Consider the following 26,269-nt stretch of genomic DNA (forward strand, 5'->3'; position numbering starts at 1 on the left):
CCTTCGATGCACGCCTCCCGGATCAGACGGCCGCGGCTGACGGACTGCGTCATCGTGGGCCTTGCGTCGTTGCTGAGCGGCTGTATGCGCGTGGGGCCGGACTTTCATCCGCAACACGAGCCCTGGAGCGAACACTGGAGCAGCACGTCGCTCGAACAGGTCACGCAGCAAGCGCCGCAGCCCGATGTCCGGCAATGGTGGCGAATCTTCGGCGACGAGAATCTCGAACGCCTGATGGAACAAGCCGATGCCGGGAACGGCGACCTGCAGATCGCCGGATTGCGCGTGATCGAGGCGCGCGCACAACTGGGCATCGCGCTCGCGGGACGCTATCCGCAAGTGCAGCAGGCCAGCGCCGAGGCGCTTGCGTCGGCGCAAAAGCGTTCGGATGGTTTCGATCCGCGCTCGGGCGTGTATCTGCAGTACGGCGCGGGCTTCGTCGTCGGATGGGAGCTCGACTTCTGGGGGCGTTTCGCACGCGCGATCGAGTCGGCCGACGCCGCGTTCTTCGCCGCGCAGGCGAACCGCGACGCCGCGCTGGTCCTTCTGCACGCTCAGGTCGCCGAAACCTATTTCACGCTGCGCACCGGCGAGGCGCGCCTGCGCATCGCCCGCGAGAACGCTCAGTTGCAGAAACGCAGCTACGACATCGCGCAAAAACTCTTCAAGGCCGGCGAGACGGATGAACTGGATTTCCAGCAGGCGAATACGCAGTATCTGGGCACGTTGAGCAGCATCCCTGAACTCGAAAGCCAGATCGTGCTCGCGAAACACGCGCTGTCCCTGCTGATGGGCCGGCCGCCCGGCCCGTTGCCGGAACTCGGCGTGTCGTCCGGTAAGGGTGGCGTGATTCCGCTGGTGGATCGCGCCGTCCTGCAGGACGTACCCGCCGATCTGCTGCTGCGCCGCCCCGACGTGCGCGCCGCCGAATATCAGATGGCCGCGCAATCGGCGCTCATCGGCGTGGCGGAAGCGGATTTCTATCCTTCGGTCTCACTGCTTGGCACGCTCGGCTTCAGCGCGAGTTCGCTGAAGGGCTCGCCGAGCACGCTTGCCGTGGCGATCGGTCCCAGCGTGGTCTGGAACGTCTTCGATCACGGCAGAATCACGAACAATGTGCGCGTTCAGGACGCGCGGCTGCAACAGCTGACGGTCGCTTATCAGAATACCGTGCGCGAAGCGGCGCGCGAGGCCGATGACGCCGCCACCTCGCTGATCGCCGCGTCGCGCCGCGATGCCATCCTGAACGAGGCGCAAGGGGCCGCGCGGCGCTCGCTGACGCTCGCCAGCACGATCTATCGGGAAGGTTACTCGGACTTCCAGCGCGTGCTCGATGCGCAGCGCGCGCTGTTCGCCCAGCAGGACGCGTATGTCGTCAACCGGCGCAACGCGGTCGGCAGCCTGATCGCGCTCTACAAGGCGCTGGGCGGCGGCTGGACCACGCGCCAGCCGCTCGTCGATGCCGCGACACGCCAGCAGATGCAGCAACGCACCGACTGGGGCGATCTGCTGAACGAGGTGAGCGTGCCATCCGAAGGAGCGGCCCGATGAGCGAAACGTCCGGGCCTTCGGAAACCGCATCGGCGCGCACGCCGCCGCCTGCTCCGGCTAACGATCCTTCGGGCAGGGCGCTGAAGTGTGTGATCACGCTGATCGTCGTGAGCCTGATCTGGTATCTGCTTGCCGACCGCATCACGCCCTATACGCAGCAGGCGCGCGTGCAGGCCAATGTGGTGCCTGTCGCCGCGGAAGTATCGGGCCGGGTGACGCGCGTGCTGGTGCGTGACAATCAGGAGGTCAACGCAGGCGACGTGCTTTTCGAAATCGACGGCGAGCAATACCGGATCACTGCCGATCGCGCGCGCGCCGATCTCGAAACCATGCGCCGGCAGATCGGTGCAAACACGGCCGGCATCGATTCGGCGCGTGCGTCGCTGCGCGCGGCCATCGCGAACGAGGTCAAGGCGCGGCAGGACAGCGAGCGGCTTGAACGGCTGTATCGCGAGGACGAAGGCACGATCTCGCTGCGGCGCCTCGAAGTGGCGCGAGCGACTTACGAGCAAGCTCAGAGTCAGGTTGTCGCGGCGCGTGCGGAAGTCGAGCGTGCACGCGAACAGCAGGGCGGCATCGAGGCGGAGAACGCGCAGTTGCGTAGCGCGGCCGGGGCGCTTCAGAAGGCCGACCTCGATCTCGCCAACACGCGCATCAGGGCGCGAACCGGCGGCGTCATCACCGATCTCGGCACGGAAGTCGGCCAGTTCGCATCGGCAGGCAAGCCGGTGATGACGCTGATCGCGATCCGCGACGTGTGGATCAGCGCGGACATGACCGAAAACAATCTCGGCCGCCTGAGGCCCGGCACGCCTGTGGCCATCGTGCTGGATGCGCTGCCGGGCGAAGTCTTCAATGGGCGGATTCGCAGCATCGGGTTCGGCGTAAGTGTGGGACAGAGCACGCCGCCCGGCAGTCTGCCTTCCGTACAGACAAGCCGCGACTGGCTGCGGCCGGCCCAGCGCTTTCCGGTGATCGTCGAATTCGATAAGGACGAGCGTGCGCGCCTCTACAACATGCGTGTCGGCGGGCAGGCCGAGGTGATGGCGTTTCCGAGTCAGGGCAATCCGCTCAATCCGCTCGGCCGCATGTTCCTGCGCGTGATGAGCTGGCTGGCGTACGTCTACTGAGCACGCCGATGGAAAACACGCTCCAGCTTCCGGGCCGTCGCACGCTGCGCATGGCGACCGGGACGGCGCTGTGCCTCGCGATCAGCTTCGCGTTCGATTTCCCGATTCCCGTGATCGCGCCGGTGTTCGCGGTCTTTCTGCTCGCGACGCAGAACCGGCCGATGTCGTTCAGGGCAGCCGCGATGTTGGCGCTGGTCGTGATGCTGACGACCGGTAGCGGCCTGCTGCTCGTTCCGCTGCTTCGACATTACGCGCTCGCCGGTGTGATGCTCGTCGGCCTGTTGATGTTCGTCGCTTTCCTCTATGGCGTGCGCGGCGGCAACAACCTCGTCGCGACCTTTCTGGTGGCGGGGCTCACGATGATCTCCGCGGCCGGCACCGCCGACTTCCAGGTGGGCGCAACGGTGGTCGGCGCGCTGGTGAAGGGGCTGCTGCTCGCTTTGCTGGTGTCGGCGCTCATGCACGGCCTGTTTCCCGAGAACGCGAACGCGCGGCCACCGCCTGCCGCGAGAACCGTGTCCGCCGATCAGGCCGCGCGCATTGCACTTCGCGCTGCGCTCGTGGTCATGCCGGCGTACCTCCTTGCAATGACCGACCCGGCGAGCTATATGCCGATCATCATGAAGTCGGTCAGTCTCGGCAGACAGAGTTGCACTACGACCGCACGCGGCGCGGCGCGGGAGCTTATCGGCTCGACACTGCTCGGCGGGCTGCTCGCGATCCTGTTCTGGTTCGCGCTGAAACTCTCGGTGCACCTGTGGATGTTCTTCCTGTGGATGCTGCTGTTCGGTTTGATGGTCGGGCGCAGGCTCTACGGCATCAGGATGACGCGCTACCCGCCGGGAGTCTGGCTGAACGGCTTCATCACGATGATCATCCTGCTGGGCCAGTCAGTACAGGACAGCATCGCGGGCAAGGACGTCTATACGGCGTTTGCGGTGCGCATGGGGCTTTTTCTTGCGGTCAGCCTGTACGCGTGCCTGATGCTCCAGGTTTTCGACCGGCCGCGCAACGGCTGATGGCGCATGACTCGCACGTTCGACTTGACCGCGTCTCGTGTAATCAGTATTTGATGTCTCTTGCGGTTTGACGCCCGTGCTGCTTCGTCTGCCGCTTGTCGTGCCGGCAATGCGCGTTCGATTGCTGGTTGGCGGCGCGGCAGTCCTGCTTGGTGTGCCGGGAGTCCTGGCGCGTATCCTGACGAACGTCGCGACCGGCGCGACGTTGTTGTGCCTGCTCCGTTGCCAAGGACACGTCCGGCCAGGAGCAGACGAGCATCGCAGTGACCAACGCAGTGAGCCTGAGGTTGCGAGCGAACATGATGTGAGTTCCGGAGGACGAGTCGAGACATCTTGGATAAGGTGCGTGCATCAAGATAGCTGCATCCTCGACCATTGTGAATCGGCTTTTGCAACGGCGACGCATAGCGGTAAGCAGCACGATGATTCGATTGATCAAGAAATCGAAATACTGCCACGCAGACGGGCTCATATCGACCGGAGAGCGCACCCGTGAAACGATGCAAAGCGATCACCGGAGCATGCTTCTCGCTTGTCGTAGGCAGCGCCTGCGCAAGCCCGGTCGATTTTTCCAACGCATTGCCCAATTTCTTTGGCGCGGGGATCGGTTCGACCACCGAATATGCCGGCGGCAAGGATCGCATCGTCGGTGTGCTTCCTGGTATGCGATACGTGACGAGCGGCGGCCACCTGTTCGAGTGGTACGGAACATATACGCAATACAACTTCGGGAGTCTTACCGGATTTCAGTGGGGTCCGGCGCTGGCGCTTCGTCTGGGACGACGGAATGTCGATGACGCGGTCGTGTCGCAGGTTCACGACGTCTCCACCACGGTGGAAGGGGGCGGATACGTCGGCTACGAATACAGTCACGTCGGCGATGTGCCGTTCCGCTTGCGAGGGGAGGTGACCGTTGTCACGAATGCCGGCTCCGTCTACACGGGTGCGCGTACCACGCTGAATACGAGCGCATGGCTTCCACTGCATTCGCGCGTGTTCATCGGCGGCGGACTCGGTGCGACATGGGTGAGCGGCGGCTTCAACGAAACCTACTACGGCGTGACATCCGAGGACTCTCAGAAAAGCGGATTACCGGTCTTCAATCCCGGAGGCGGCCTCAATCAGATTACCGGCTGGGTCGCCGGTATCTTTCAAGTCAGCCCGAAATGGTACGCGGGCGCGATGGTCTATTACCAGCGCCTGATGGGTGATTCGGCAGCGAGCCCCATCGTGACGCAGCGTGGCACGCGCAATCAACTTACATACGGCGTCGGGATCGCTTATGCCTTTCAATGACCTTCACTGAAACCGGCGCCAACGGGCGCGGTTGATCGGCAATTCCATCATCGTCTGGGTCCACATCGATCTGATCAGGTTGCTTGAATTCACGAACGAGTTCGCATACTGTGAGCAGAGCAGCGTGCGGTTTATACCGCGTTGTCGTTCCTGGAAAAGTTCGCGCGGAGAGGAACGGCCGGCACACCTCATATCTCCGTGAAGCGTCGATAGCAGTCAAAGAGAGGAGGTAGCCATGAATCGTCTCAAAGGAGCTGTAGTGCTGATGTCGATCGCGTTCGCAACGAATGCGTGGGCACAAACCGATCAGGGCGCGGCTCAGCCCGCGCATAACGACGAAATCGTCAAGATGCGAATGGAAGTCTCCGCAGCCAACAAGAAATATAACCAGAAGGTCGCAGCGGCCAAGAAGGTTTACGACCACAAGAAGGCGGAAGCCGCCAAAGAGCGCGACGCGGCCATCGCGGCAGCACATGGTGGTGCGACTGCGCAATGATCGCTGCGTGAAAGGGCAAGTGCAATCCGATGTTCTTTGGAACTGAGACGGCCCTGTAACGACCCGGGCTCTGGAACACGCGCGGTATAGCCGATCCTGGTGGTGCTGGACATGCGTGAGTACTTTAGCGTGATGGTCATCGCATCCGCGCTGTGTGCAGGCGGGTGCGCAGTTCCTCAAACGCCACCGGAAAGCGGTGCGCAAACGGTCGCTCCGACATCTGCCGCAAGCGGTACGCAAACCGTGGCTCAGGCGTCGGAGGCAGCACGTGCGCAACCCGTCGCGATGGAGTCGGGTTCGCTGGATGCGCTCGTCGGTCCGATTGCGCTCTATCCCGACGATCTCGTCGCGATCATTCTTCCTGCATCGACTTATCCGGTCGAAGTGGTGCAGGCAGACCGGTTTCTCGATCGCAGAAAAACCGAGAAGGACTTGCCGGTCAACGAAGCGTGGCAGGATCCGATCAAGGCGCTGCTGAACTACCCCGAAGTGCTCAAGACAATGAGCACCAACCTCGACTGGACCGTGGCGCTCGGCGAAGCCGTGGTGACGGATCAAAGCGCCGTGTTGCAGGCCGTGCAGCGTTTCCGGCGTCAGACTCAGTCGGTGGGGAATCTCAAGACGGATGACAAGCAGACGGTGGTAGTCGAGAAGGAAGTCATCAAGATCGTTCCTTCGAATCCCGAGGTCATCTACGTGCCGCAGTACAACCCGTCGACGGTCGTCATCAGCAGCCCGACGCCGGTGTACACCTACTGGCCAGCGCCTTATCCGGTCTACTACTATCCCTACGCACCGGGCGCGGTGTTCGCGACTGGCCTCATCTGGGGCGCCGCGATCACGGCGGCGTGGAACGGCGGGCACTACGTGTCGCACTACGAGGGCGGCAACAACACCATCAACATCAACCGCGAAGGTAATGTCAACCGGGCCGAGGTCAAGAACGAACTGAGCAATCGTGCTGCGAACCGCTCGGCGGACGGAACCTCTGCGTCTCAGCGCTCGACCCAGTGGCGCTCGGAAAAGAAGCCTGGACAGGTATCGGGCGCGAGCACGCGTGCATCGGCGCAACGCGTGGGCGATGCGCCATCTCGCGCCGGCGCGCGAGCCCCGACGACCGCGCAGTCGCCACGCGCACAGAGCGCCGGCAACCTTCAGGGCCGAGGCGGCGACGCGTTCAGCGGCTACGGGTCCGCCCAGGGCGCAAGAGCGGACAGTGCGCGCGGCGCGGCGAGCCGTCAGTCGATGTCGGGCGGGCAAGGTGGACGCAATTTTCAGGGCGGCTTTTCCGGCGGCGCGCGTGGTGGACTTGGCGGAGGCGGCCGCGGCGGTCGCCGATAGGAGACGCTTCATGAATAGCACGTCTCGTCGATTCGTCGCATGCGCGATCGTCGCGATGCTCATCGTTCCTCTGCGCGTTCTCGCCGCCGGGGATCAGGAGACGTTCAGGACACCGGAAGAAGCCGTCAGCGCACTGGAACAGGCGCTCAAGTCGAACGACGACGCCGCGCTCATCGCCATCTTCGGCAATGCGCACAAGGAACTCGTCGTGACGCCGGATGAAGCCGAGAACCGCGAGCTGCGCGCCAATGCGCTCGCCGAGTTCAATGCGTATCACATGCTGGAGGAAACGTCGCCGGACCGCCGCGTTCTGCGTATCGGCGATGAAGCGTGGCCCATGCCGATTCCGCTCGTCCGCACGCAGGGCGCGTGGCGCTTCGCGACCGAAGAGGGTGAGCAGGAAGTGCTGGACCGGCGCATCGGCGCGAACGAGCGCGAGGCCATCAAGGTGATGCGCGCGTATGTCGATGCGCAACGCGAGTACGCGACGCGCGACCGTGTGGGCGATGGCGTGCTGCAATACGCGCGCAAGCTCGGCAGCACGCCAGGCAAGCGTGACGGGCTGTATTGGCCCGCGGACGAATCGAAGGGTGAAGAGGCGAGTCCGTTCGGGCCGCTGATCGCAGCAAGCGCGAATTATCTCAAGGATCGAAATCCGGGCGACGCGTATCACGGCTATTACTTCCGCATTCTCACGCGACAGGGAAAGCACGCGGCGGGCGGTCCTTTCACGTACATCATCAACGGGCGCATGCTGGCGGGCTTCGCGATGGCCGCGTACCCCGCGCAATATGGCGCAAGCGGGGTGATGACTTTTGTGGTCAATAACAACGGTGTCGTGTATCAGAAGAATCGCGGCGCGTCGGCGAAGCCGCTGACCGAGTTCGATCCGGATGCGTCGTGGAGCCGTGTGCAGCAGCCTTGAGGGTGCACGGGTCTTGGCCTGCAATCGGCCACGAGCGCGGCGCAAGATCTCATAACAATGCCCGAGGCGATCATCTTCCCATGTGTTCGTCCAGGAAAGCGGCGGTCTGATCGAGCGCTTCACGCGCGGCTTCCAGGCGCTCGACGTTCTGCTGAAACACGTGGTCCATGCCCATCCACTCCTGGAGCGTGACGGCGTGGCCGGCAGCACAGGCCTTTTGCGCATAGCGCGAGGCGTCGTCATAGAGAATTTCCTCCGAGCCCACCTGGAGGAGCAGCGGCGGCAGCGCATCGGGAATATCGAACAGGGGAGACGCGCGTGGATCGTCGGATGCAGCCGAGCCGAGATAGCCGCGTGCGGCCTCGCGAAGATTGGTCTCGTCGAGCAGCACATCTCTCGATGCGCGTTCGCGGACACTCGGCCCGCTCAAGGTCAGATCGGTCCACGGTGAAAATACGACCGCCGCCGATACCTTCGCGACTCGCGAGAGCGTTGCCAGCGTGAGACCGCCGCCAGCCGAGTCGCCCACGACACCGACCTTGCCATGAATGCCGAGCAGCCGTTCGAGTGCTCCGGAGGCGAGATCGAGCGCACCGGGCAACGCGGTTTCGGGCGCGAGCGGGTATTCGAGGATGAACGTCGTGCGCCGCGCGCGCGACGCGATCTGGCTGACAAAGCCGCGATACGCCGGCGCCGTGCCCATCATGTATGCGCCGCCGTGAAGATAGAGCAGCGCCTGATCGTCCACGCGCTTGTCCGGCACGCAGATCCAGCCCGGAATGGCTGCGTCCGTGGACGGATGGAACGTCACGTCGGGCGATGGCGGCGTCATCGCGAAGAACGCATCGTACGCGACGCGCGGCGCGGTCTTCGCAAGCGTACCGGACCATAGATGCCTGAACGTCGCATGTAGCGCTGGGAGGGCGTCCCGGTCCGATGACGTCAACGGAAAGACTTCGACCGCTTTCGGGTCGGCGTTGTCGCGGGTCATGCGGGATCGCGTCGTGGTCATCGTCGTCGTCTCCTTGCGGGATGTATCGCAGCTTAGTCGTCCGGGCGCGCGAAACAAGGCGCTGGCGCCGGACGCTGCGTGCAACGCGTTGGACGATCGGCGCGCCGGGCCTTGTTCCCGGCTCCCCCGCGCGGGCGTCCGAGCGGCACGTCGGTCGACGAGCGCGCCTGTCTAAGTACGCAGCGACCTCAACCCAGCACGGACTTCGTCGGCGAAGAGATCCGGCTGTTCCCACGCCGCGAAGTGGCCGCCCTTGTCGAGCCGGTTGTACCAGATGAGGTTGTGATACGCGCGTTCCGTCCAGCTTCGCGGCGCCTGATAGTTCTCGCGCGGAAATACGCTGACCGCAGCGGGCACCGACACGTCCGCCGCGCCGATGAAGTTGAAGTGCGATTCCCAGTAGAAACGCGCGGCCGAGACGCCGGTGTTCGTCAGCCAATAGAGCGTGATGTCGTCGAGCACGTCGTCGCGCGTCATCGCACCCGACGATTCGCCGTTGACGGTGCGCCCGAACACCGCCGACGTCAGCGCTGCCGCGGGCTGCACGTAACCGTCGCCGTGATCGAGCAACCAGCCCGCAAGACCGATGGGCGAATCCGCGATACCGTACAGCGTCTGTGGGCGCGTACCCATTTCCAGCGCGTATGCGCGGCGTTTCATTGCGGCGCTGGCGAGCTGGTCGTACGCGTGCTTCTCTTCATCGTTGAGCGCCGCGGGCGGCGGATCGCCGGCTTGCAGCGCCTTGGCGATATCGGCGGGAACGGTCGCCGGGAAGTTGACATGGATGCCGAGCAATTCGGGCGGCGCCTGCTTGCCCATCACGTTCGCGACGACACCGCCCAGATCCCCGCCTTGCGCCGCGAACTTCTGGTATCCGAGCCGCTTCATGAGCGTCACCCAGGCGCGTGCGGTGCGTTCGGGGCCCCAGCCGGTTTGCGTCGGCTTTCCCGAGAATCCATAGCCGGGCAGTGACGGAATGACCAGATGAAAGGCATCCGATGCACTCGCGCCGTGTGCCGTGGGATTGGTCAGTGGATCGATGATCTTGAACTGCTCGATCACCGAACCGGGCCATCCATGCGTCACGATGAGCGGCATGGCGTTGTCATGCTTCGAACGAACATGGATGAAGTGAATGTCCAGTCCGTCGATCTCGGTCACGAAATTCGGATAACCGTTCAGTTTCGCCTCGACCTTGCGCCAGTCGTAATCCGTGACCCAATGACGCGCAAGCTCTTGCATCATCGCGAGCGGCACGCCTTGAGAATCGTCGGATACGGTTTCGCGTTCGGGCCATCGCGTCGCTCTGATGCGTCGACGCAGATCGGAGAGTTGCGCCTCGGGTACGTGCACACGAAGCGGACGAATGGCGTCGTTGTCGCCGTTCGCCGCCTTCGCAACTGAAACAATGGACGGATTCGTTTCGGCAAAAGCCAGCCGGCTCAGCGATACCGCCGCGACACCGGCCGCTGCGGCCTCCACGAAACGGCGGCGTGAGGGAGATGGGGGAACGGTCTTGTTGTCGAACATGAGAACTCCTGATGAAAATTAAGCGATCCACGTATCGCCGAAGACACCCACCGCGCCGGCATCGCCCGTTACGAGAATCGGCCGATCGTGTCCAGATGAGTTTTTCGTTTCAATCTTTTGCTTGTGTACACGCACATACATACATGTGCAGTGTTCGAAGCGTTGATGAGTTTCAGATGATATGCGCCACGCTCGCTGATTGTTTCAGGCTGCTCGTTCTGAAGCGAAGTGCCCGCTGTTCTTATTGAAGCGTGCGAACGTATCCCGCACGTGTCGAAAAGCGACGCGTTGAGTAAGCGTGCGTATCTGCATGAGCCGCAGATACGTTGCGATACACAATCGAGTGCGCAGATACACGTCAATGGTGATCGACATTGTATTTTGTTAAGGACGCTATAATCGAACGGAGAACGATGCGGAGCATGGACGATGGGCGTTTCGAAACAGCAAGCGGCGGAGAACCGCAAGGCGATCATCGCGGCGTCGGAGAAGTTGTTCCGTGAGCACGGGATCGACGGCGTCGGGCTGAGTGCGTTGATGAAGGCCGCGGGCTTTACTCACGGCGGCTTCTACAACCACTTCGAATCGAAGGAAGCGCTGGCCGCCGCGGTCGTGGCGAATGCGATGGACAAGGCCAATCGCGACCTGAAGGAAGCCATCGACGCACCGATCGGGCGCGGCGGCAACCGCCTGAAGCGCCAGGTGGACTTCTATCTGTCCGGCTCGCATTGCGGCGACATCGAGCAGGGTTGCGCGGTGGCCGGACTGACCGCCGACGTGCGCCGCCTCGGCCCCGAAGCGCAGTCGCACTTCGCCAGCGGCTTCGAAACGATGATCGATACGCTGACCGCGCTCATCGCAGAGCAGCGCGGCGTAGGCGCGGAACACGACGCAGCCCGCAGCGAAGCACTCGCGTTCTATAGCGAGATGGTTGGCGCGCTGATCCTCTCGCGGGCGATCGGCGGCGCGAATCCGGCGCTCGGCGAGGAAATACTGGAGGCGAGCCGGCGGACGCTTCTCAGGAACTTTGCACTGGACGGGCGACGCGGCAAGCGCTGAAGCCGTGAAGCATCGGTCAGAGAGTCAGACGACGGAACGTTCCTCATGGACCTGAACCTCATCGGCCTGTTCGTCGAGATCGTCGAATCGCGCAGCCTGAGCGACGCCGCGCGCAAGCTCGGCATGACGCGCGCGAACATCAGTCAGCGGCTCAAGCTGCTGGAGCGCGAAACCGGCGCGCAACTGCTGCGCCGCTCGACGCGCAACCTCGAACTCACGCAGGCCGGCCACACGCTCTACGACTGCGGGCGACGCATGCTGGAGGACCTCGGCGCGGCGCGCGCATCGATCGACACTCTCGGGCAGTCGCTGACCGGCCGTGTGCGCGTCAGCGTGCCGACGGGCTTCGGGAGAATGTTCATCGGAACGAAGCTGCTCGACTTCGCGCACACGCATCCGGGCATCACGCTGAACGTGACGTTCAACAACCGCATCGAGGATCTGATCGCGTCGGAAGTGGATGTCGCGTTGCGGATCACGAGGACGCCGCCGCTCGATTGCGTGGCGCGCAATATCTGCTCGTTCGACTGGAGCCTGTACGCGTCGGCGGACTACGTCGGCAAGCATGGGCCGATCGAATCGCCGGCGGATCTCGAAAGGCTGGCGCTGGTCGCGGCGCCGCATCCAGACCGGCGGATCACGATGACGCTCACGCATCGGCAGGACGAAGCCGACGTCCACGCCATCACCATGCAGCCCGCGCTGCAGTCGTCCGACTTTCCGTTTCTTGCGGAGGCGGTATGTGCGGGGATGGGCGTGGGGCTTCTTCCGGCCTATGTGCCGTATGCGCCCGCGGGCCGTGGACTGCTGCGCATCCTGCCGCAATATCGTGTCGCGGGCCCGCTGAACACGCTTTATATCGTGACGCTCCCCAACCGCTTTCCTTCGCCGGCGACACAGGCGCTGATCGACTATCTGCGCACCGAAATCACGGCGCTCGCACAAACCTGGGCCTGAGTTCAGGCTTCTCCTTCGATGGCCGCGCGGTCATCGATGTCAATTTTCAGTTAACAGTTCGTCAACTGCCACTTGGATTGTCAAGGCCAACACTGCATTCCACAATCGCCTCACACCAAATATACGGAGACAAGGGCGATGACCCCGGAAGTGTCTGCAGACGTCGTCCCGCAGGAATTGCGCGGCCGCATCCTCGTCGTGACCATCGACAACCCGCCCGTCAACGCGCTCGGCGCGAACGTGCGATACGAACTGCAACTTGCCATCGAGGCCGCTGAAACCAATGCCGCCGTCGATGCCGTATTGCTGCTCGGCGCGGGGCGCAACTTTATTGCCGGCGCGGATATCCGCGAGTTCGGCAAAGCGCCGCTGCCGCCGTCGCTGCCCGATGTGTGCAACCAGATCGAAGCCTGCGGCAAGCCTGTCGTCGCGGCGATCCAGGGCGCGGCGCTTGGCGGCGGCCTGGAAATCGCGCTCGCGGCGCACTACCGTATCGCGCTCGCCGATGCAAAGCTGGGCCTGCCCGAAGTGACGCTCGGCCTCCTGCCCGGCGCGGGTGGCACGCAGCGTGCGCCGCGTCTGCTCGGCGCGAAAGCCGCACTCGATCTGATGTTGAGCGGCCGTCATTTGGGCGCGAAGGAAGCTCACGCAATCGGGCTCGTCGATCGAATCGGCGAAGGCGACGATGTTCTGACCGAAGGCCTCGCCTATACGCGGGCATTGCTGGCCGCGCGTGCACCGGCGCGCCGGACGCGCGACGCGAACGGCCTGGCCGATCATGTCGCGAGCCGCGCGGCCATCGACGTGGCGCGAGCCGAAACATCGAAGAAATCGCGCGGACTCTTTGCGCCGCTGAGGATCGTCGATGCCGTGCGCGCGGCGCTCGAATCGCCCTTCGACGAGGGCTTGCGCCACGAACGCAAGCTCTTCCTGCAATGTCTCGACAGCCCGCAGCGCGCGGGGCTGGTCCACGCCTTCTTCGCGGAGCGCGAGGTGCTCAAAGCGCCCGAAACGCGCGATGCCACGCCGCGCGCGATCGCGAGCGTGGGCGTGGTGGGCGGCGGCACGATGGGCGCGGGCATCGCAGTGGCCGTGCTCGATGCGGGTCTGCCGGTCACGATGATCGAGCGTGACGACGCGGCGCTGGCGCGGGGCCGCGCGCATGTGGAGAAGGTCTACGACGCACTGATTGCGAAGGGCCGCATGACACCCGAGACCAGGGCCGCCGTCCTCGCGCGCTTCAGCGGCAGCACGTCGTACGATGCGCTGGGCGCGGCCGATCTCGTGATCGAAGCGGTGTTCGAAGACATGGCCGTCAAAGAGGCCGTGTTTGCCGAGCTCGACCGCGTCTGCAAGCCGGGCGCGGTGCTCGCGACCAACACTTCGTATCTCGACATCGATGGGATCGCCGCGAGCATTTCGCGCCCCGCGGATGTCGTGGGCCTGCACTTCTTCTCGCCGGCGAACGTCATGAAGCTGCTGGAAGTCGTGGTGCCCGCGCAGGTCAGCGCCGACGTTGTCGCCACCGCATTCGAACTGGCGAAGAAACTGCGCAAGGTGCCGGTGCGCGCGGGCGTGTGCGACGGCTTCATCGGCAATCGTGTGCTCGCGATCTATCGCGCGGCCGCCGATCACATGATGGAAGACGGCGCTTCGCCCTACCAGATCGACCGCGTGCTGCGCGAGTTCGGTTTTCCGATGGGACCGTTTCAGGTGTCGGACCTCGCGGGCGGCGACATCGGCTGGGCCACGCGCAAGCGCCGCGCCGCCACGCGCGATCCGAAAGCGCGCTACGTGCAGATCGCCGATCGCAAGACGGGACGCGGCTACTACCTGTATCCCGATGGCGCGCGCAGCGGCGTGCCCGATCCCGAAGTCGAGGCGATCATCGACGCCGAGCGTGAGCGCGCCGGCATCGCGCCGCGCGCTTTCACGGACGTCGGGCTCGTCGAACAGGGCGAAACGCTTGCGAGCCTCAACCAGTCCGCCTGATCCGTTCGATATTTTATTTTTTTCATTGACTTAGGATTACTACGCATGCGAGAAGCCGTCATCGTTTCTACCGCGCGCACGCCGCTGACCAAGGCGCATCGCGGCGAATTCAACATCACGCCCGGTCCCACGCTCGCGTCGTTCGCGGTGCGCGCCGCCGTGGAGCGCTCGGGCGTCGACCCGTCGATGATCGAGGACGCGATCCTCGGCTGCGGCTATCCGGAAGGCATCACCGGCCGCAATATCGCGCGCCAGACCGTGATCCGCGCGGGCCTGCCGCTGTCGATCGCGGGCACGACCATCACCCGCTTCTGCGCGTCCGGCCTGCAGGCGATCGCGATGGCGGCGGGCCGCATCGTCGTCGATGGCGCGCCGGCGATCATCGCGGGCGGCGTCGAAAGCATCTCGGGACTGCGCACCCGCGAGGACGGCGTGAGCGGCCTCGATCCGTGGATCGTCGAACACAAGCCCGAGGTCTATATGGCGATGATCGACACCGGCGATATCGTTGCGCGTCGCTACGGCATCAGCCGCGAAGCGCAGGATCGTTTCTCGGCGCAGAGCCAGCGCCGCACGGAGGAAGCTCAGCTCGCCGGGCGCTATGCCGACGAGATCGTGCCCGTCACGACGACGATGGCCGTCACCGACAAGGCAACGGGCGCCGTCAAATACCGCGAGGTGACCGTTTCCGGAGACACCTGCAACCGCCCCGGCACGACCTACGAAGCGCTCGCGAGTCTCGTTCCCGTCAAAGGCCCGGACAAGTTCGTCACGGCGGGCAACTCGTCGCAACTGTCCGACGGCGCATCCGCCTGCGTGATGATGGAAGCCAAAGCCGCCGAGCGCGCGAACCTCACGGCGCTCGGCGCATTCCGGGGCTTCGCGGTCGCGGGTTGCGAGCCCGACGAAATGGGCATCGGCCCCGTGCTCGCCGTGCCGAAGCTGCTTGCGCGTCACGGTCTCACGGTGGACGACATCGGCCTGTGGGAACTCAACGAAGCGTTCGCATCGCAGGCGCTCTACTGCCAGCAACGACTCGAGATTCCATCGGAACGTCTCAACGTCGACGGCGGCGCGATTTCCATCGGTCATCCGTTCGGCATGACAGGTTCACGCCTCGCGGGACATGTGCTCATCGAAGGCCGTCGTCGCGGCGTGAAGTACGCCGTCGTCACGATGTGCATTGCCGGTGGCATGGGCGCCGCCGGGCTGTTCGAAATCTACTGAGAGACACGACGTCATGGATCTGAAATTCAACGCCGACGAGGAAGCCTTTCGCGCGCGCGTCGTGCGCTTCCTCGAGGAGAAGCTGCCGGCGCGGCTATCCGCAAAGGTACGCGGCGGTCTGCGCCTCACGCGCGCCGACATGGCCGAGTGGCACGCCATCCTGAACGAGCAGGGCTGGCTCGCGAACCACTGGCCCGAACAGTATGGCGGGCCGGGATGGAGCGCCGTGCAGAAGTTCATCTTCGAAAACGAATGCGCGCTCGCGGGCGCGCCGCGCATCGTGCCCTTCGGCGTGAACATGCTCGGGCCGGTGCTCATCAAGTACGGCAGCGAGGCGCAGAAGTCCTGCTGGCTGCCGCGCATCCTCGATGGCTCCGACTGGTGGTGCCAAGGCTATTCCGAACCGGGCTCGGGCTCCGATCTCGCGTCCGTGAAGACGAGCGCGGTGCGCGGCATCGATGCACAGGGCGAGCACTACATCGTCAACGGCCAGAAGACGTGGACCACGCTCGGCCAGCACGCGAACATGATCTTCTGCCTCGTGCGCACGGCAACCGACGTGCGCAAGCAGGAGGGCATCAGCTTCCTGCTCGTCGATATGAACAGTCCGGGCGTCGAAGTGCGTCCGATCATCACGCTCGAAGGCGAGCATGAGATCAACGAAGTGTTCTTCACCGACGTGCGCGTGCCCGCAGCCAACCTCGTGGGCGAAGAGAACCGGGGCTGGACGGTCGCGAAATATCTGCTGACTTACGAACGCACGAACATCGCGGGCGTCGGGTTTTCGGTTGCGGCGCTGGCGCGCTTGCGGCGCATCGCGTCGAAGCTGAAGCGCCGCGGCCGTCCGCTCGCCGACGATCCGCTCTTCGCGGCACGCATGGCGCGTGTGGAGATCGACCTCGAGAACATGAAGACGACCAACCTGCGCGTGATCGCCGCAGTGGCGGGCGGCGGCGTGCCCGGCGCGGAAAGCTCGATGCTCAAGATTCGCGGCACCGAGATCCGGCAGGAAATCTCGTCGCTGATGCGGCGCGCGATGGGTCCGTATGCGCAGCCGTTCATCGAAGAGGCGCTGCACGAAGGCTACGACGAAACGCCCGTCGGACCGGAAGGCGCCGCGAGCGCCGCCGCGCTTTACTTCAACAACCGCAAGCTGTCGATTTTCGGCGGCTCCAACGAAATCCAGAAGAACATCATCTCCAAGATGATCCTGGGACTGTAAGGGGATCGCGATGAATTTTCAGCACACGGAAGACCGCCGCATGCTGGCGGATACGCTGAACCGTTTCGTTGCCGAGCAGTACGGCCTTGCGATGCGCGATGCGGGTTTCAATGCGGACATGTGGCGGCGCTTGGCCGATCTGGGCGTGGTGGGCGCGCTCTTCAGCGAGGCCGACGGCGGCTTCGGCGGCGATGGCTTCGATATCGCCGTCGTCTTCGAGAGCCTCGGGCGCGGCCTCGTGGTCGAGCCTTTCTTGGGCGCGCTGGTGGCCGGTCATGCGCTCGCTCATGCGGGCAACGAAGCGCACAAGGCGCTCATCGCGGGCATGGTCGAGGGCCGCACCGTCGCGGCGCTCGCCCATGACGAAGCCGGCTCGCATTACGAACTGTCGCGCGTATCGACGCGTGCGACACGCAGTTCGAACGGCTGGGTGCTGACGGGCACGAAGGCCGTCGTACAGCAAGGCGAAGCGGCCGACTTCTTTCTCGTCTCCGCGCGAACGAGCGGGGCGAACGATGCCGAAGAGGGCATCTCGCTCTTCGTCGTCGCCCGTGACGCGGCGGGCGTCGAGCTGCGCGGCTATCCGAAGATCGATGGAGGACGGGCCGCCGAGGTGCGGTTCAAGGAAGTATGCATCGCCGATCACGCGTTGCTCGGCGAGCCGGACGCGGGATTCGCGACGCTCGAGCGCAGCATCGGCGCCGGCGTGCTTGCCTTGTGCGCCGAGGCGATCGGCGCGATGGACGTCGCGAAGGAATACACGCTCGACTATCTGCGCACGCGCAAGCAGTTCGGCGTGCCGATCGGCAGCTTTCAGGCGCTGCAACACCGCATGGCCGATCTGTTGCTGGAGATCGAGCAGGCTCGTTCGGCGGTCATCAACGCGGCCGCCGCTCTGGGCGCGAGTCGCATCGAGCGCGAGCGCGCGCTGTCGGCGGCGAAGTACACGATCGGGCGCATCGGCACGCGCGTGGCCGAAGAGTGCATCCAGATGCACGGCGGCATCGGCATGACCTGGGAGCTGCCGCTCGCGCACTACGCCAAGCGCCTTGTGATGATCGACCATCAACTCGGCGACGAAGATCACCATCTCGAACGTTTTATCACTCTCGGCAGGAGCTGAAGCCATGAACGAACCCATTCTTGCGCGTCGCGACGGCGCGGTGCAGGTGTTGTCCCTCAACAATCCGTCCGCGCGTAACGCGCTCACGGCGGAGGTGTACAAAGCGCTGCCGGCCGCGCTCGCCGAGGCAGAGCGCGATACGAGCGTCGGCGCGATCGTGCTGACGGGCGTGGGCGCCACTTTCTGCGCGGGCGGCGATCTGAACCGCCTCGCGCAACGGCGCGCGATGACGCCATCCGAGCGGCGCGAAGGCATCGAAAGTCTGCACGGCATGATCCGCGCGATCCGCGACTGCGGCAAGCCGGTGATCGCGGCCGTGGAAGGCGCGGCGGCCGGCGCGGGCCTGTCGATCGCGCTCGCGTGCGACTTGCTGGTCGCGGCGCGCAATGCGTCGTTCTCGGTGGCGTACGTGAAGGTCGGACTCTCGCCCGACGGCGGCGCGACCGCGTTTCTGTCCGACTTCGTCTCGCGGCAATTGCTGACCGAGCTATGCCTGACCGGCAAGCCCGTGACGGGCGAGCGCATGCAGGCGCTGGGCGTGGCGAATCGCCTCGCGGAGCCGGGCGACGCGCTCACGGAAGCGCTCGGCATCGCCCGCACGCTCGCCGCCGGTCCCGAGCGCGCGATCGGCAGGATCAAGGCGCTGTGCCGTCGCGCGGGCGAGAACTCCGTCGATGCGCAACTGGATCTCGAAGCGCGCTACATGGTCGAGTCGCTCGGCGATGACGAAGCTGCCGAAGGCATCAATGCCTTCTTCGGCAAACGGCCCGCCGATTTCGCCGCCTTGCGTCTCGCGACGGTCGCGCAGTCCGATTAGGTTTCGATTCGGCATCCTAATTTTGTATGGAATTCGCCATGTCAAACATGCATTCTTCTTTACCGCTCGCCGGCGTGCGCGTGCTCGATCTGTCGCGCGTGCTCGCGGGGCCCTGGTGCGCGATGGTGCTCGGCGATCTCGGCGCCGAAGTCATCAAGGTCGAGCACCCGACGCGCGGTGACGATACGCGCGACTGGGGCCTGCGCGTCGGCGCGACGGAGACGACCTATTTCAACAGCGTCAATCGCAACAAGCGTTCGGTGTGCCTCGATCTGCAAACGGCGGAAGGCCAGCAAATTGCGCGGGAGCTCGCGCAGCAAAGCGATGTCGTGTTGCAGAACTTCAAGTTCGGCGGCGCGGAAAAGCTCGGCCTCGGTTACGAACAACTCAAGGAAGGACGCGACGATCTCATCTATCTGTCCATCGCCGGATATGACCGCCACGGACCGGAAGCGGCGCGTCCCGGCTACGACATCGTCGTTCAGGGCGAGGCGGGATTGATGGCGATGAACGGCAACGCGGACCAGCCGCCGCTCAAGTTCGGCATCGCCGCGGTCGATCTGTTCACCGGGATGTATTCCGCGCAAGCGGTGCTCGCCGCGCTGTTCGAGCGTCAGAAGACCGGCAAGGGACGCCACATCGAGATGGCGCTCTTCGACTGCGGCCTGATGATCACCTCGTACTGCGGACTCGAATCGATGCAGCTCGACGGCGACCCGCCGCGCTACGGCAATGCGCATCCGTCGATCGTGCCCTACGGCGTGTTCGATGCGCAGGACGGGCCACTCGTGATCGCGGTGGGCACCAACCGCCAGTACGAGCGCTTCTGCCGCGAGGTGATCGAACGCCCGGATCTCGTCGATGACGACCGCTTCCGCACGAACATCGTCCGTGCTGCTAACCGCGACATGCTCGTGCCCGAACTCAGGCGTGCGATCGGTACGCAAAAGCGGCAAGTGCTGTTGGAGCGCTTGGTAGGCGCCGGCATTCCGTGCGGCGAAGTGCTCGGCCTTCACGAGGCGCTCACGTCGAAGCGCGCGGGAGAAGCCGGCCTCGTGACGACATACAGCCATCCCGAAGCGGGCGAAACGCACGTGCTCGCGCCGCCGTATCGCTTCGACGGTGCGCGTCTGCCGGTGCGCAGCGCGCCGCCGCAACTCGGGGAAGGCACCAACGACGTTCTTCGGTCGCTGCTCGGGCTGTCCGAAGAACGACTCTCGCGACTGAAATCCGAAGGCATCGTATGAGCGTTCGGGAAGGACATATCATGACTCAGCCTGTTTTTTCGAACGCCGTCACCGAACTGTTCGGCACACGCTTGCCGATCGTCGCCGGCGGCCTCATGTGGCTCGCCGATGCGGACTATGTCGCCGCCGCGTCACGCGCCGGCATCATCGGCTTCATCACGGCGGCGAGCTTTCCCGAGCCGCAAGCGTTGCGCGACGAAATCCGCCGCTGCCGCGACCTGTGCGAAGGCGGCCCGTTCGGCGTCAACGTGTCGATGCTGCCGAAACTCGTCCCCGGCGAGAAGACGCGGGATGTCTTCGAACTCATCGTCGATGAAGGCGTGAAGTGCGTCGAAACCTCCGGGCGCAATCCGGAGGAATTCATGCCGCTTCTGAAAAGTGCCGGCGTGAAGGTGCTTCACAAGGTGCCGTCGGTACGGTTCGCGGTCAAGGCGGCCTCGGTCGGTGTCGATGCGGTCGCCATCGTCGGCGCCGAATGCGGCGGGCATCCGGGGCTCGACATGGTCGGATCGTTCGTGAACGCCGCGTGGGCCGAGAGCCACCTCGAGATTCCTTACCTCATCGGCGGCGGCATCGGCCGTGGTTCGCAACTTGCCGCGGCGCTCGCGATGGGCGCGTCGGGCGTGGTCGTCGGCACGCGTTTCGCCGTGGCCGAGGAGATCTGGGCGCACGATGACTACAAGCGCCGTCTGGTGGAAGCCGGACCCACGGACACCGAGCTGTGCATGCACTCCGTGCGCAACACCGTGCGCTCGCTGCGCAACGAGACCACGGCCGCCGTGATGGAAATCGAGGCGCGCAACCCGAACGTGACCATTCAGGATCTGATGCCATTCGTCGCCGGCAAGATCGGCCGCGACGCCTACGTCACCGGCGACTGGTCCAAGGGCTTGCTCTCCGCCGGGCAGTCGCTCGCTTTCGTCGACCGCATCGAACCGCTCGCCGACATCGTTAATCGCTTCGAGCGCGACATGCGGCAGGCGCTGGCGCGCGTGGCAATCGGCTGACCTGTGTTCATCGACGCCGCGTGGCCGTGCCGGCGTCGGGCATCGACTCAAAACAAGAGCTGCCTGAGGCAGCCGCTGAATACGTTGCAATCGAGGCCGTTCCGATACTCGAAACATCATCCTGAAACAGGAGGGAGACATCCATGCAGCAAATCCATATCGATCTGACCAAGGCAAGCCCCGCATACAGGCGGCTAGTCGCCTCGCGCCGGCGCTTCAGTTTCACGCTGACCGCGCTGATGATCCTTACGTACTACGGCTTCATCCTGTTCGTCGCGCTGGCGCCGCACATGCTCGCGCATCCGCTGTATGCGGGCGCCACGACGAGCATGGGTATCGTCGCGGGCGTCGGCGTCATTCTCGTCGCCGTGGGCCTGACCGGCTGGTACGTGCTGCGTGCGAACCGCGCTTTCGATCCGTCGATGCGCGCGCTCATCTCCGCTGCCGCGCAAGGAGACTGACCCATGAAACCCGGTCGTTTTCTTCAGGGCGCGACGCTCGCCTCGATGTCCGCGCTCGCTCATGCTTCATCCATCGAAGGTCCCGTGCCGGATCATGTCGATCTGAATCCGGTCGCGATCGGCACGTTCCTGCTGTTCGTGCTTGTCACGCTCGGCATCACACGCTGGGCCGCGCGCAGGACGCGCACGACGAAGGACTTCTACAGCGCGGGCGGCGGCATCACGGGCTTTCAGAACGGGCTCGCCATCGCCGGAGACTACATGTCCGCGGCTTCGTTCCTGGGCCTTTCCGGCATGGTGTTCGTGTTCGGTTTCGACGGTCTCATCTATTCGATCGGGTTTCTCGTGGGCTGGCCGTTCGTGATGTTTCTGCTCGCCGAGCCCTTGCGCAATCTCGGCAAATTCACGTTCGTCGACGTCGTCGCGTATCGCTTCGAACAGGCACCGATCCGCCTGCTGACTGCCAGCACCTCGCTCGTCGTCGTGATCTTCTATCTGGTCGTGCAGATGGTCGGCGCGGGCAAGCTGATCCAGTTGCTCTTCGGCTTGCCCTACTGGATGGCCGAAGTCATCGTCGGCGCGCTGATGGTGGTCTACGTGTTCTTCGGCGGCATGACGGCCACCACGTGGGTGCAGATCATCAAGGCCGTCCTGCTGCTGGGCGGAGCGACGTTCATGGCCGTCATCTCTCTCGCCCAGTTCGGCTTCAGTCCGGAGGAGATGTTCCGGCGCGCCGTCGAGATTCATCCGGGCGAAGCGAGCATCATGGGCCCCGGCAAGCTGCTGAAGGACCCGCTCAACGCGCTCTCGCTCGGCATTGCATTAATGTTCGGCACCGCGGGATTTCCGCATATCCTGATGCGCTTCTTCACCGTGCCCAATGCGAAAGAAGCACGCAAGTCCGTGTTCGTCGCAACCGGGTTCATCGGATACTTTTATCTGCTGACCTTCATCATCGGCTTCTCCGCGATCACCTTGCTCGCGCAACATCCGGAGTTCTTCAAGACGGCGGTGGACGGACACTTCAACCTCACGCGCGATCTGCTCGGCGGCTCGAACATGGTCGCGGTCAAGCTGGCGCAGGCCGTGGGCGGCAATCTGTTCTACGGCTTCATCGCCGCCGTCACCTTCGCGACGATCCTCGCGGTCGTCGCGGGCCTCACGCTCTCGGGCGCGACCACGGTATCGCATGATCTCTATGCCTGCTGGCTCGCGCGCGGCAAAGGCAGCGAAGCGCAGGAGATGCGCATCTCACGCATCTCGACGCTTATGCTCAGCATCGTGGCGATCGGGCTCGGCATTCTCTTCGAACACGTGAACGTGGCTTTCCTGGTTGGCCTCGTCGCTGCTGTTGCGGCGAGCGCGAACTTCCCGGTGCTCGTGTCATCGATATTCTGGCGCGGCATGACGACACGCGGTGCGGTTGTGGGCGGCGGTCTCGGACTCGTCTGCGCAGTGCTGCTGACGCTGTTCTCGAAGTCCGTATGGGTCGATGTGCTGCATCAGGCGCACGCGCTGGTAGCGCTCGACAATCCGGCGCTGATCTCGGTGCCGCTCGCGTTCGCGGGCATCTGGCTCTTCTCGATGCTGGATCGCGGCGCGCGTGCGCAGCGCGAACGCGAGGCCTTCGCGCTGCAGGAGTTTTATTCGCAGACAGGCATTCTGGCGCTGAAGGCAGCCGAGCATTGAGCGCGATGAGCGTTGCTTGCCGAACGCTACAAACGCTCGCCCGAAGGACGAAGTTCTACGCCGGGGCCTTGCCGGCCCGGCGCTTGCGCTTCGGCACATCGAGCGTCGCCGCCGGGCCGCTCAGAATATCGATTATCTTTTCGCCGAGCCAGATGCTGGCCTGGTCCTGTTCGCTGCTGCGATGCCAGTACAGGTGCCATTCCTGCCTCGGAAGCTGGAAGGGCAGTTCGAGAATCCGCGCGTCGTGGCGTTGCAGCAGTTGCATGGGAGCACTCAGCGCGAGGTCGGTGCGCAAGGCCACGAGCGGCGCAACCATGTAATGCTGCACGCGCATTTGTATCCTTCGCTCCTTGCCGAGCTTCCTTAGCTCCGCATCCACGAGACCGCTGCCCTGACGCCGGCTCGATACCTGGATATGGCCGAGAGCCAGGTAGTCGTCGATGCTCAAGGCGTCGCCCCTGAACGAATGGTCATGCCGCAGCATGCAGGCATAGCGGTCGCTACCGAGCGACGCCTGACGCAATTGCGGGTCGTTGATGAGCGGCACGTCGATTGCGAAGTCGATCTTGCGCGTCGCGAGTGCGGAGGACACCTCGCTGCGCGGCGTGAAGTAGCTCTCGATGCTCATGCTGGGAGCCTGCTGCTGAAGCACTTCGCCGAGCAAAGGCAACAGAACCGCTTCCGTCAGATCGGGCATGCTCAGGCGAAACGTGCGCCTGGACGTGCCCGGCACGAAGACGTCGCCTTCGGACGCGCTCGCCTCCAGCAGTTGCAGCGCCTCGCGCACGCGGCCGATGATGTTTTCGGTGAGCGGCGTGGGCACCATGCCCGATGGCGTGCTCACGAAGAGCGGATCATCGAAGGCCTTGCGCATGCGCGCAAGCGCATTGCTGACCGCGGGCTGAGTGATGTATAGCGCCTCCGCCACGCGAGTCAGATTGCGCTTCTCATAGATCGACTCGAATACGACGAACAGGTTCAGATCCAGCTTCGGCAAACGCATCTTGCAGTCTCCGTTTGCACGACATCATAAGCGAGAGGCGTCGGAGATGCGTTCGCCAGAATTCTCGACGCTTCAGTTTCGCGGCGGAATGTTCAGGTACGCTGCCGTCGCGCCGAGCCTTTGCTCGCCATGCGCGATTTCCATGCGCGCAATGGCTTGCAAGTGGACCTCATCGGGGCCGTCCGCGTAACGCAATGCGCGGGCCCAGGTCCAGTGGTCGGCGAGCGGCGTGTCCGGGCTCAGACCCATCGCGCCGAAGACCTGCATCGCACGGTCGCATACCGTCGAATAAACCTGCGGCACCAGTGCCTTGATCATGGAAATCTCCTTGCGCGCTGCTTTCGCGCCGACTTCGTCGAGGAGCCACGCCGCCTTCAGCACGAACAGGCGAGCCTGATCGATTTCGATTCGCGATTTCGCAATCCATTCGCCGACCGTGCCGTGCTGATGAAGGAACTTGCCGAACGCCTTGCGTTCTACGGCGCGCTCGATCATCAGTTCGAGCGCGAGCTCGGCCGCGCCGATGGAGCGCATGCAGTGGTGAATACGGCCCGGCCCGAGCCTCGCCTGAGCGAGCGCGAAACCTCCGCCTTCTTCGCCGAGCAGATTCGACGCCGGCACGCGGACATTCGTGAACACGATCTCGCAATGACCTTCCGGAGAAACGTGATTCATCACCGTAATGTTGCGCACGATGCTCACGCCGGGCGTGCCCGCCGGCACGAGAATCATGCTCTGCTGCCGATGACTTTCCGCGTCCGGATCGGTCTTTCCCATGACGATGAAAAGCTTGCAGTTCGGATGGGCGGCGTTCGTGATGAACCACTTGCGCCCATTGATCACGTAGTCGTCGCCGTCGCGCCGGATGGAAGTCGTGATGTTCGTCGCGTCGGAAGAGGACACGTCAGGCTCGGTCATCGCGAACGCCGAACGGATCTGCCCATGCAGTAGCGGTTCGAGCCAGGCCTTGCGCTGCGCTGGCGTGGCGAACATATGAAGCAGTTCCATGTTGCCGGTATCGGGCGCGCTGCAGTTGAAGACTTCGGAGGCCCACGAGACGCGGCCCATCAGCTCGGCGAGCGGGGCGTATTCGAGGTTCGTGAGGCGAGTGCCTGGCTCGCCGTCCTCGAGATGCGGGAGGAAGAGATTCCACAGCCCTTCGGCCTTCGCCGTGGCTTTGAGGTCTTCCATGAACGAGACAGGATATTGGCCCGCGTGCACTTCTTCGAGCCACTGTCGCTGGCGCGGCACGATATGTTCGTCCATGAAACCGCGCACGCGGCGCAGCAGATCTTCGACTTTGGGGCTATTGGCAAAATTCATGATGAGTTTCTTCTGTGCTGTTGACTAGATCGTCAGCCCGCCATCGACGACGATACATGCGCCATTCGTGTAGCTGGCCGCGTCGGACACGAGATAAAGAACGGTCCCGGCCATTTCCTGCGGCTCGCCGTGACGGTGCAGCGGGATCTCGTTGATGAGGCGGTCGTAGATCTCCCGGTTTTCGAACAGCGCGCCGGCGAATTTCGTCTTCGTGATACCGGGCAGCAATGCATTGACGCGAATGCCCAGCGGCCCGCATTCCCTGGCAAATGCCCTTGTCATGTGAGCCACTGCGGCCTTCGAGATGGAGTAGATCCCCTGCATGTCGCCGGGCTGCAACGCGTTGACCGAGGCGACATTGACAATGGCGCCGCGACCCTGGCTCTTCATGAGCTTTCCGGCTTCGACCGACATGAAGAAATACCCGCGGATGTTGACCTCGACAGTCTTGTTGTAGGCGGCGAGGTTGGTATCCAGGATGTGACCGAAATAGGGATTCGTTGCCGCGTTGTTGATGAGTATGTCGAGCCGGCCATGCTGTTCGCGGATATGAGCGAACGTCGCGGCGATGTCTTCCATGCGGCCGACGTGGCAGGCGAGTGACTCGGCGCTGCCGCCGGTCGCGCGGATGCTTGCCGCGACCGATTCGCAGTCGTCGAGCTTGCGGCTCGACACGATCACATGGGCGCCCTGTTCGGCGAGGAGCCTCGCGATGGCTTCGCCGATGCCGCGGCTTGCGCCTGTCACGAGGGCGATCCGGCCCGTGAGGTCAAAGAGGTTCGTGCTCAATTTTGTATCCTTGGTTCGGGTTGAATGGCATGGCGCGTCATGCACGTCGTGCT

General features: G+C 64.1%; 24 protein-coding genes. 18 read left to right on the forward strand and 6 right to left on the reverse strand.

Features of this window, described 5'->3' with window-relative positions:
* Positions 1-6: 6 nt before the first annotated feature.
* Genes IAG25_RS01650 through IAG25_RS01660 form a run of 3 tightly spaced genes read left to right on the forward strand, consistent with a single transcriptional unit; the run spans position 7 to position 3,700 of the window.
* Positions 7-1,551 (forward strand): efflux transporter outer membrane subunit, encoded by a 1,545-nt coding sequence (locus IAG25_RS01650; RefSeq protein ID WP_187603217.1) that lies wholly within the window; start codon positions 7-9, stop codon positions 1,549-1,551.
* The gene (locus IAG25_RS01655) at positions 1,548-2,681 is read left to right on the forward strand and encodes an HlyD family secretion protein (protein WP_187603218.1); all 1,134 of its coding nucleotides are present in this window, start codon (positions 1,548-1,550) and stop codon (positions 2,679-2,681) included. The genes IAG25_RS01650 and IAG25_RS01655 overlap by 4 nt, the downstream gene beginning before the upstream one ends.
* An 8-nt stretch (positions 2,682-2,689) precedes the next feature.
* The gene (locus IAG25_RS01660) at positions 2,690-3,700 is read left to right on the forward strand and encodes a DUF2955 domain-containing protein (protein WP_187603219.1); all 1,011 of its coding nucleotides are present in this window, start codon (positions 2,690-2,692) and stop codon (positions 3,698-3,700) included.
* Between the two features lie 43 nt (positions 3,701-3,743).
* Here the strand turns inward: IAG25_RS01660 and IAG25_RS01665 are convergent, their stop codons facing one another.
* Positions 3,744-4,001, reverse strand: coding sequence for a hypothetical protein (locus tag IAG25_RS01665; protein WP_187603220.1), 258 nt, complete (start codon positions 3,999-4,001; stop codon positions 3,744-3,746).
* 191 nt (positions 4,002-4,192) lie between these two features.
* Here IAG25_RS01665 and IAG25_RS01670 point away from each other — a divergent pair, with 191 nt between their 5' ends.
* The 4 genes from IAG25_RS01670 (at position 4,193) to IAG25_RS01685 (ending at position 7,758) form a co-directional block, all read left to right on the forward strand.
* Entirely contained in the window at positions 4,193-4,996 is an 804-nt protein-coding gene (locus IAG25_RS01670) for a MipA/OmpV family protein (protein ID WP_187603221.1), read from the forward strand.
* A gap of 235 nt (positions 4,997-5,231) precedes the next feature.
* The gene (locus IAG25_RS01675) at positions 5,232-5,492 is read left to right on the forward strand and encodes a hypothetical protein (protein ID WP_187603222.1); all 261 of its coding nucleotides are present in this window, start codon (positions 5,232-5,234) and stop codon (positions 5,490-5,492) included.
* A 243-nt stretch (positions 5,493-5,735) separates the two neighbouring features.
* Positions 5,736-6,833 carry a DUF3300 domain-containing protein gene (locus IAG25_RS01680; RefSeq protein ID WP_309243905.1) on the forward strand — a complete coding sequence of 366 codons (1,098 nt, stop codon included), beginning with the start codon at positions 5,736-5,738 and terminating at the stop codon, positions 6,831-6,833.
* A 10-nt stretch (positions 6,834-6,843) separates the two neighbouring features.
* A complete protein-coding gene (locus IAG25_RS01685; RefSeq protein WP_187603224.1) occupies positions 6,844-7,758 on the forward strand; it encodes a DUF2950 domain-containing protein in 915 nt (304 codons plus the stop codon).
* Between the two features lie 70 nt (positions 7,759-7,828).
* On the opposite strand, the gene IAG25_RS01690 is transcribed toward IAG25_RS01685, so the two are convergent.
* Positions 7,829-8,770 (reverse strand): alpha/beta hydrolase fold domain-containing protein, encoded by a 942-nt coding sequence (locus tag IAG25_RS01690; RefSeq protein WP_255503463.1) that lies wholly within the window; start codon positions 8,768-8,770, stop codon positions 7,829-7,831.
* 171 nt (positions 8,771-8,941) lie between these two features.
* Positions 8,942-10,300, reverse strand: coding sequence for an epoxide hydrolase family protein (locus IAG25_RS01695; RefSeq protein ID WP_187603225.1), 1,359 nt, complete (start codon positions 10,298-10,300; stop codon positions 8,942-8,944).
* Between the two features lie 429 nt (positions 10,301-10,729).
* Between IAG25_RS01695 and IAG25_RS01700 the strand changes: the two genes are divergently transcribed.
* The 11 genes from IAG25_RS01700 to IAG25_RS01750 all read left to right on the forward strand — a co-directional run bounded on the left by IAG25_RS01700 (position 10,730) and on the right by IAG25_RS01750 (position 23,101).
* Complete coding sequence (locus tag IAG25_RS01700) at positions 10,730-11,359, forward strand: TetR/AcrR family transcriptional regulator (RefSeq protein WP_187603226.1); 630 nt, start codon at positions 10,730-10,732, stop codon at positions 11,357-11,359.
* Between the two features lie 45 nt (positions 11,360-11,404).
* A complete protein-coding gene (locus IAG25_RS01705) occupies positions 11,405-12,316 on the forward strand; it encodes a LysR family transcriptional regulator (protein WP_187603227.1) in 912 nt (303 codons plus the stop codon).
* Between the two features lie 138 nt (positions 12,317-12,454).
* Positions 12,455-14,308 (forward strand): 3-hydroxyacyl-CoA dehydrogenase NAD-binding domain-containing protein, encoded by a 1,854-nt coding sequence (locus IAG25_RS01710; protein ID WP_255503464.1) that lies wholly within the window; start codon positions 12,455-12,457, stop codon positions 14,306-14,308.
* A gap of 45 nt (positions 14,309-14,353) precedes the next feature.
* Entirely contained in the window at positions 14,354-15,535 is a 1,182-nt protein-coding gene (locus tag IAG25_RS01715; RefSeq protein WP_187603228.1) for an acetyl-CoA C-acyltransferase, read from the forward strand.
* A 13-nt stretch (positions 15,536-15,548) separates the two neighbouring features.
* A complete protein-coding gene (locus tag IAG25_RS01720; RefSeq protein ID WP_187603229.1) occupies positions 15,549-16,757 on the forward strand; it encodes an acyl-CoA dehydrogenase family protein in 1,209 nt (402 codons plus the stop codon).
* A 10-nt stretch (positions 16,758-16,767) separates the two neighbouring features.
* Complete coding sequence (locus IAG25_RS01725; RefSeq protein WP_187603230.1) at positions 16,768-17,880, forward strand: acyl-CoA dehydrogenase family protein; 1,113 nt, start codon at positions 16,768-16,770, stop codon at positions 17,878-17,880.
* Positions 17,881-17,884: 4 nt separating this feature from the next.
* A complete protein-coding gene (locus IAG25_RS01730) occupies positions 17,885-18,697 on the forward strand; it encodes an oxepin-CoA hydrolase, alternative type (RefSeq protein WP_187603231.1) in 813 nt (270 codons plus the stop codon).
* A gap of 38 nt (positions 18,698-18,735) precedes the next feature.
* Entirely contained in the window at positions 18,736-19,944 is a 1,209-nt protein-coding gene (locus IAG25_RS01735) for a CaiB/BaiF CoA transferase family protein (protein WP_187603232.1), read from the forward strand.
* A gap of 20 nt (positions 19,945-19,964) precedes the next feature.
* A complete protein-coding gene (locus IAG25_RS01740; protein WP_187603233.1) occupies positions 19,965-20,951 on the forward strand; it encodes an NAD(P)H-dependent flavin oxidoreductase in 987 nt (328 codons plus the stop codon).
* A gap of 143 nt (positions 20,952-21,094) precedes the next feature.
* Positions 21,095-21,412 (forward strand): DUF485 domain-containing protein, encoded by a 318-nt coding sequence (locus IAG25_RS01745; RefSeq protein ID WP_187603234.1) that lies wholly within the window; start codon positions 21,095-21,097, stop codon positions 21,410-21,412.
* 3 nt (positions 21,413-21,415) lie between these two features.
* The gene (locus IAG25_RS01750; protein ID WP_187603235.1) at positions 21,416-23,101 is read left to right on the forward strand and encodes a cation acetate symporter; all 1,686 of its coding nucleotides are present in this window, start codon (positions 21,416-21,418) and stop codon (positions 23,099-23,101) included.
* A gap of 55 nt (positions 23,102-23,156) precedes the next feature.
* On the opposite strand, the gene IAG25_RS01755 is transcribed toward IAG25_RS01750, so the two are convergent.
* The 3 genes from IAG25_RS01755 to IAG25_RS01765 form a co-directional block, all read right to left on the reverse strand.
* On the reverse strand, positions 23,157-24,104 hold the full coding sequence (locus IAG25_RS01755) for a LysR family transcriptional regulator (protein ID WP_187603236.1): 948 nt from the start codon (positions 24,102-24,104) through the stop codon (positions 23,157-23,159).
* 72 nt (positions 24,105-24,176) lie between these two features.
* The gene (locus IAG25_RS01760) at positions 24,177-25,427 is read right to left on the reverse strand and encodes an acyl-CoA dehydrogenase family protein (protein ID WP_187603237.1); all 1,251 of its coding nucleotides are present in this window, start codon (positions 25,425-25,427) and stop codon (positions 24,177-24,179) included.
* A 24-nt stretch (positions 25,428-25,451) separates the two neighbouring features.
* Positions 25,452-26,216: an SDR family oxidoreductase gene (locus IAG25_RS01765; protein WP_187603238.1), complete on the reverse strand. Its 765-nt coding sequence runs from the start codon at positions 26,214-26,216 to the stop codon at positions 25,452-25,454.
* Between the last annotated feature and the right edge of the window lie 53 nt (positions 26,217-26,269).

The organism is Caballeronia sp. EK, assembly GCF_014384845.1.
Classification (GTDB): Bacteria; Pseudomonadota; Gammaproteobacteria; order Burkholderiales; family Burkholderiaceae; genus Caballeronia; species Caballeronia jiangsuensis.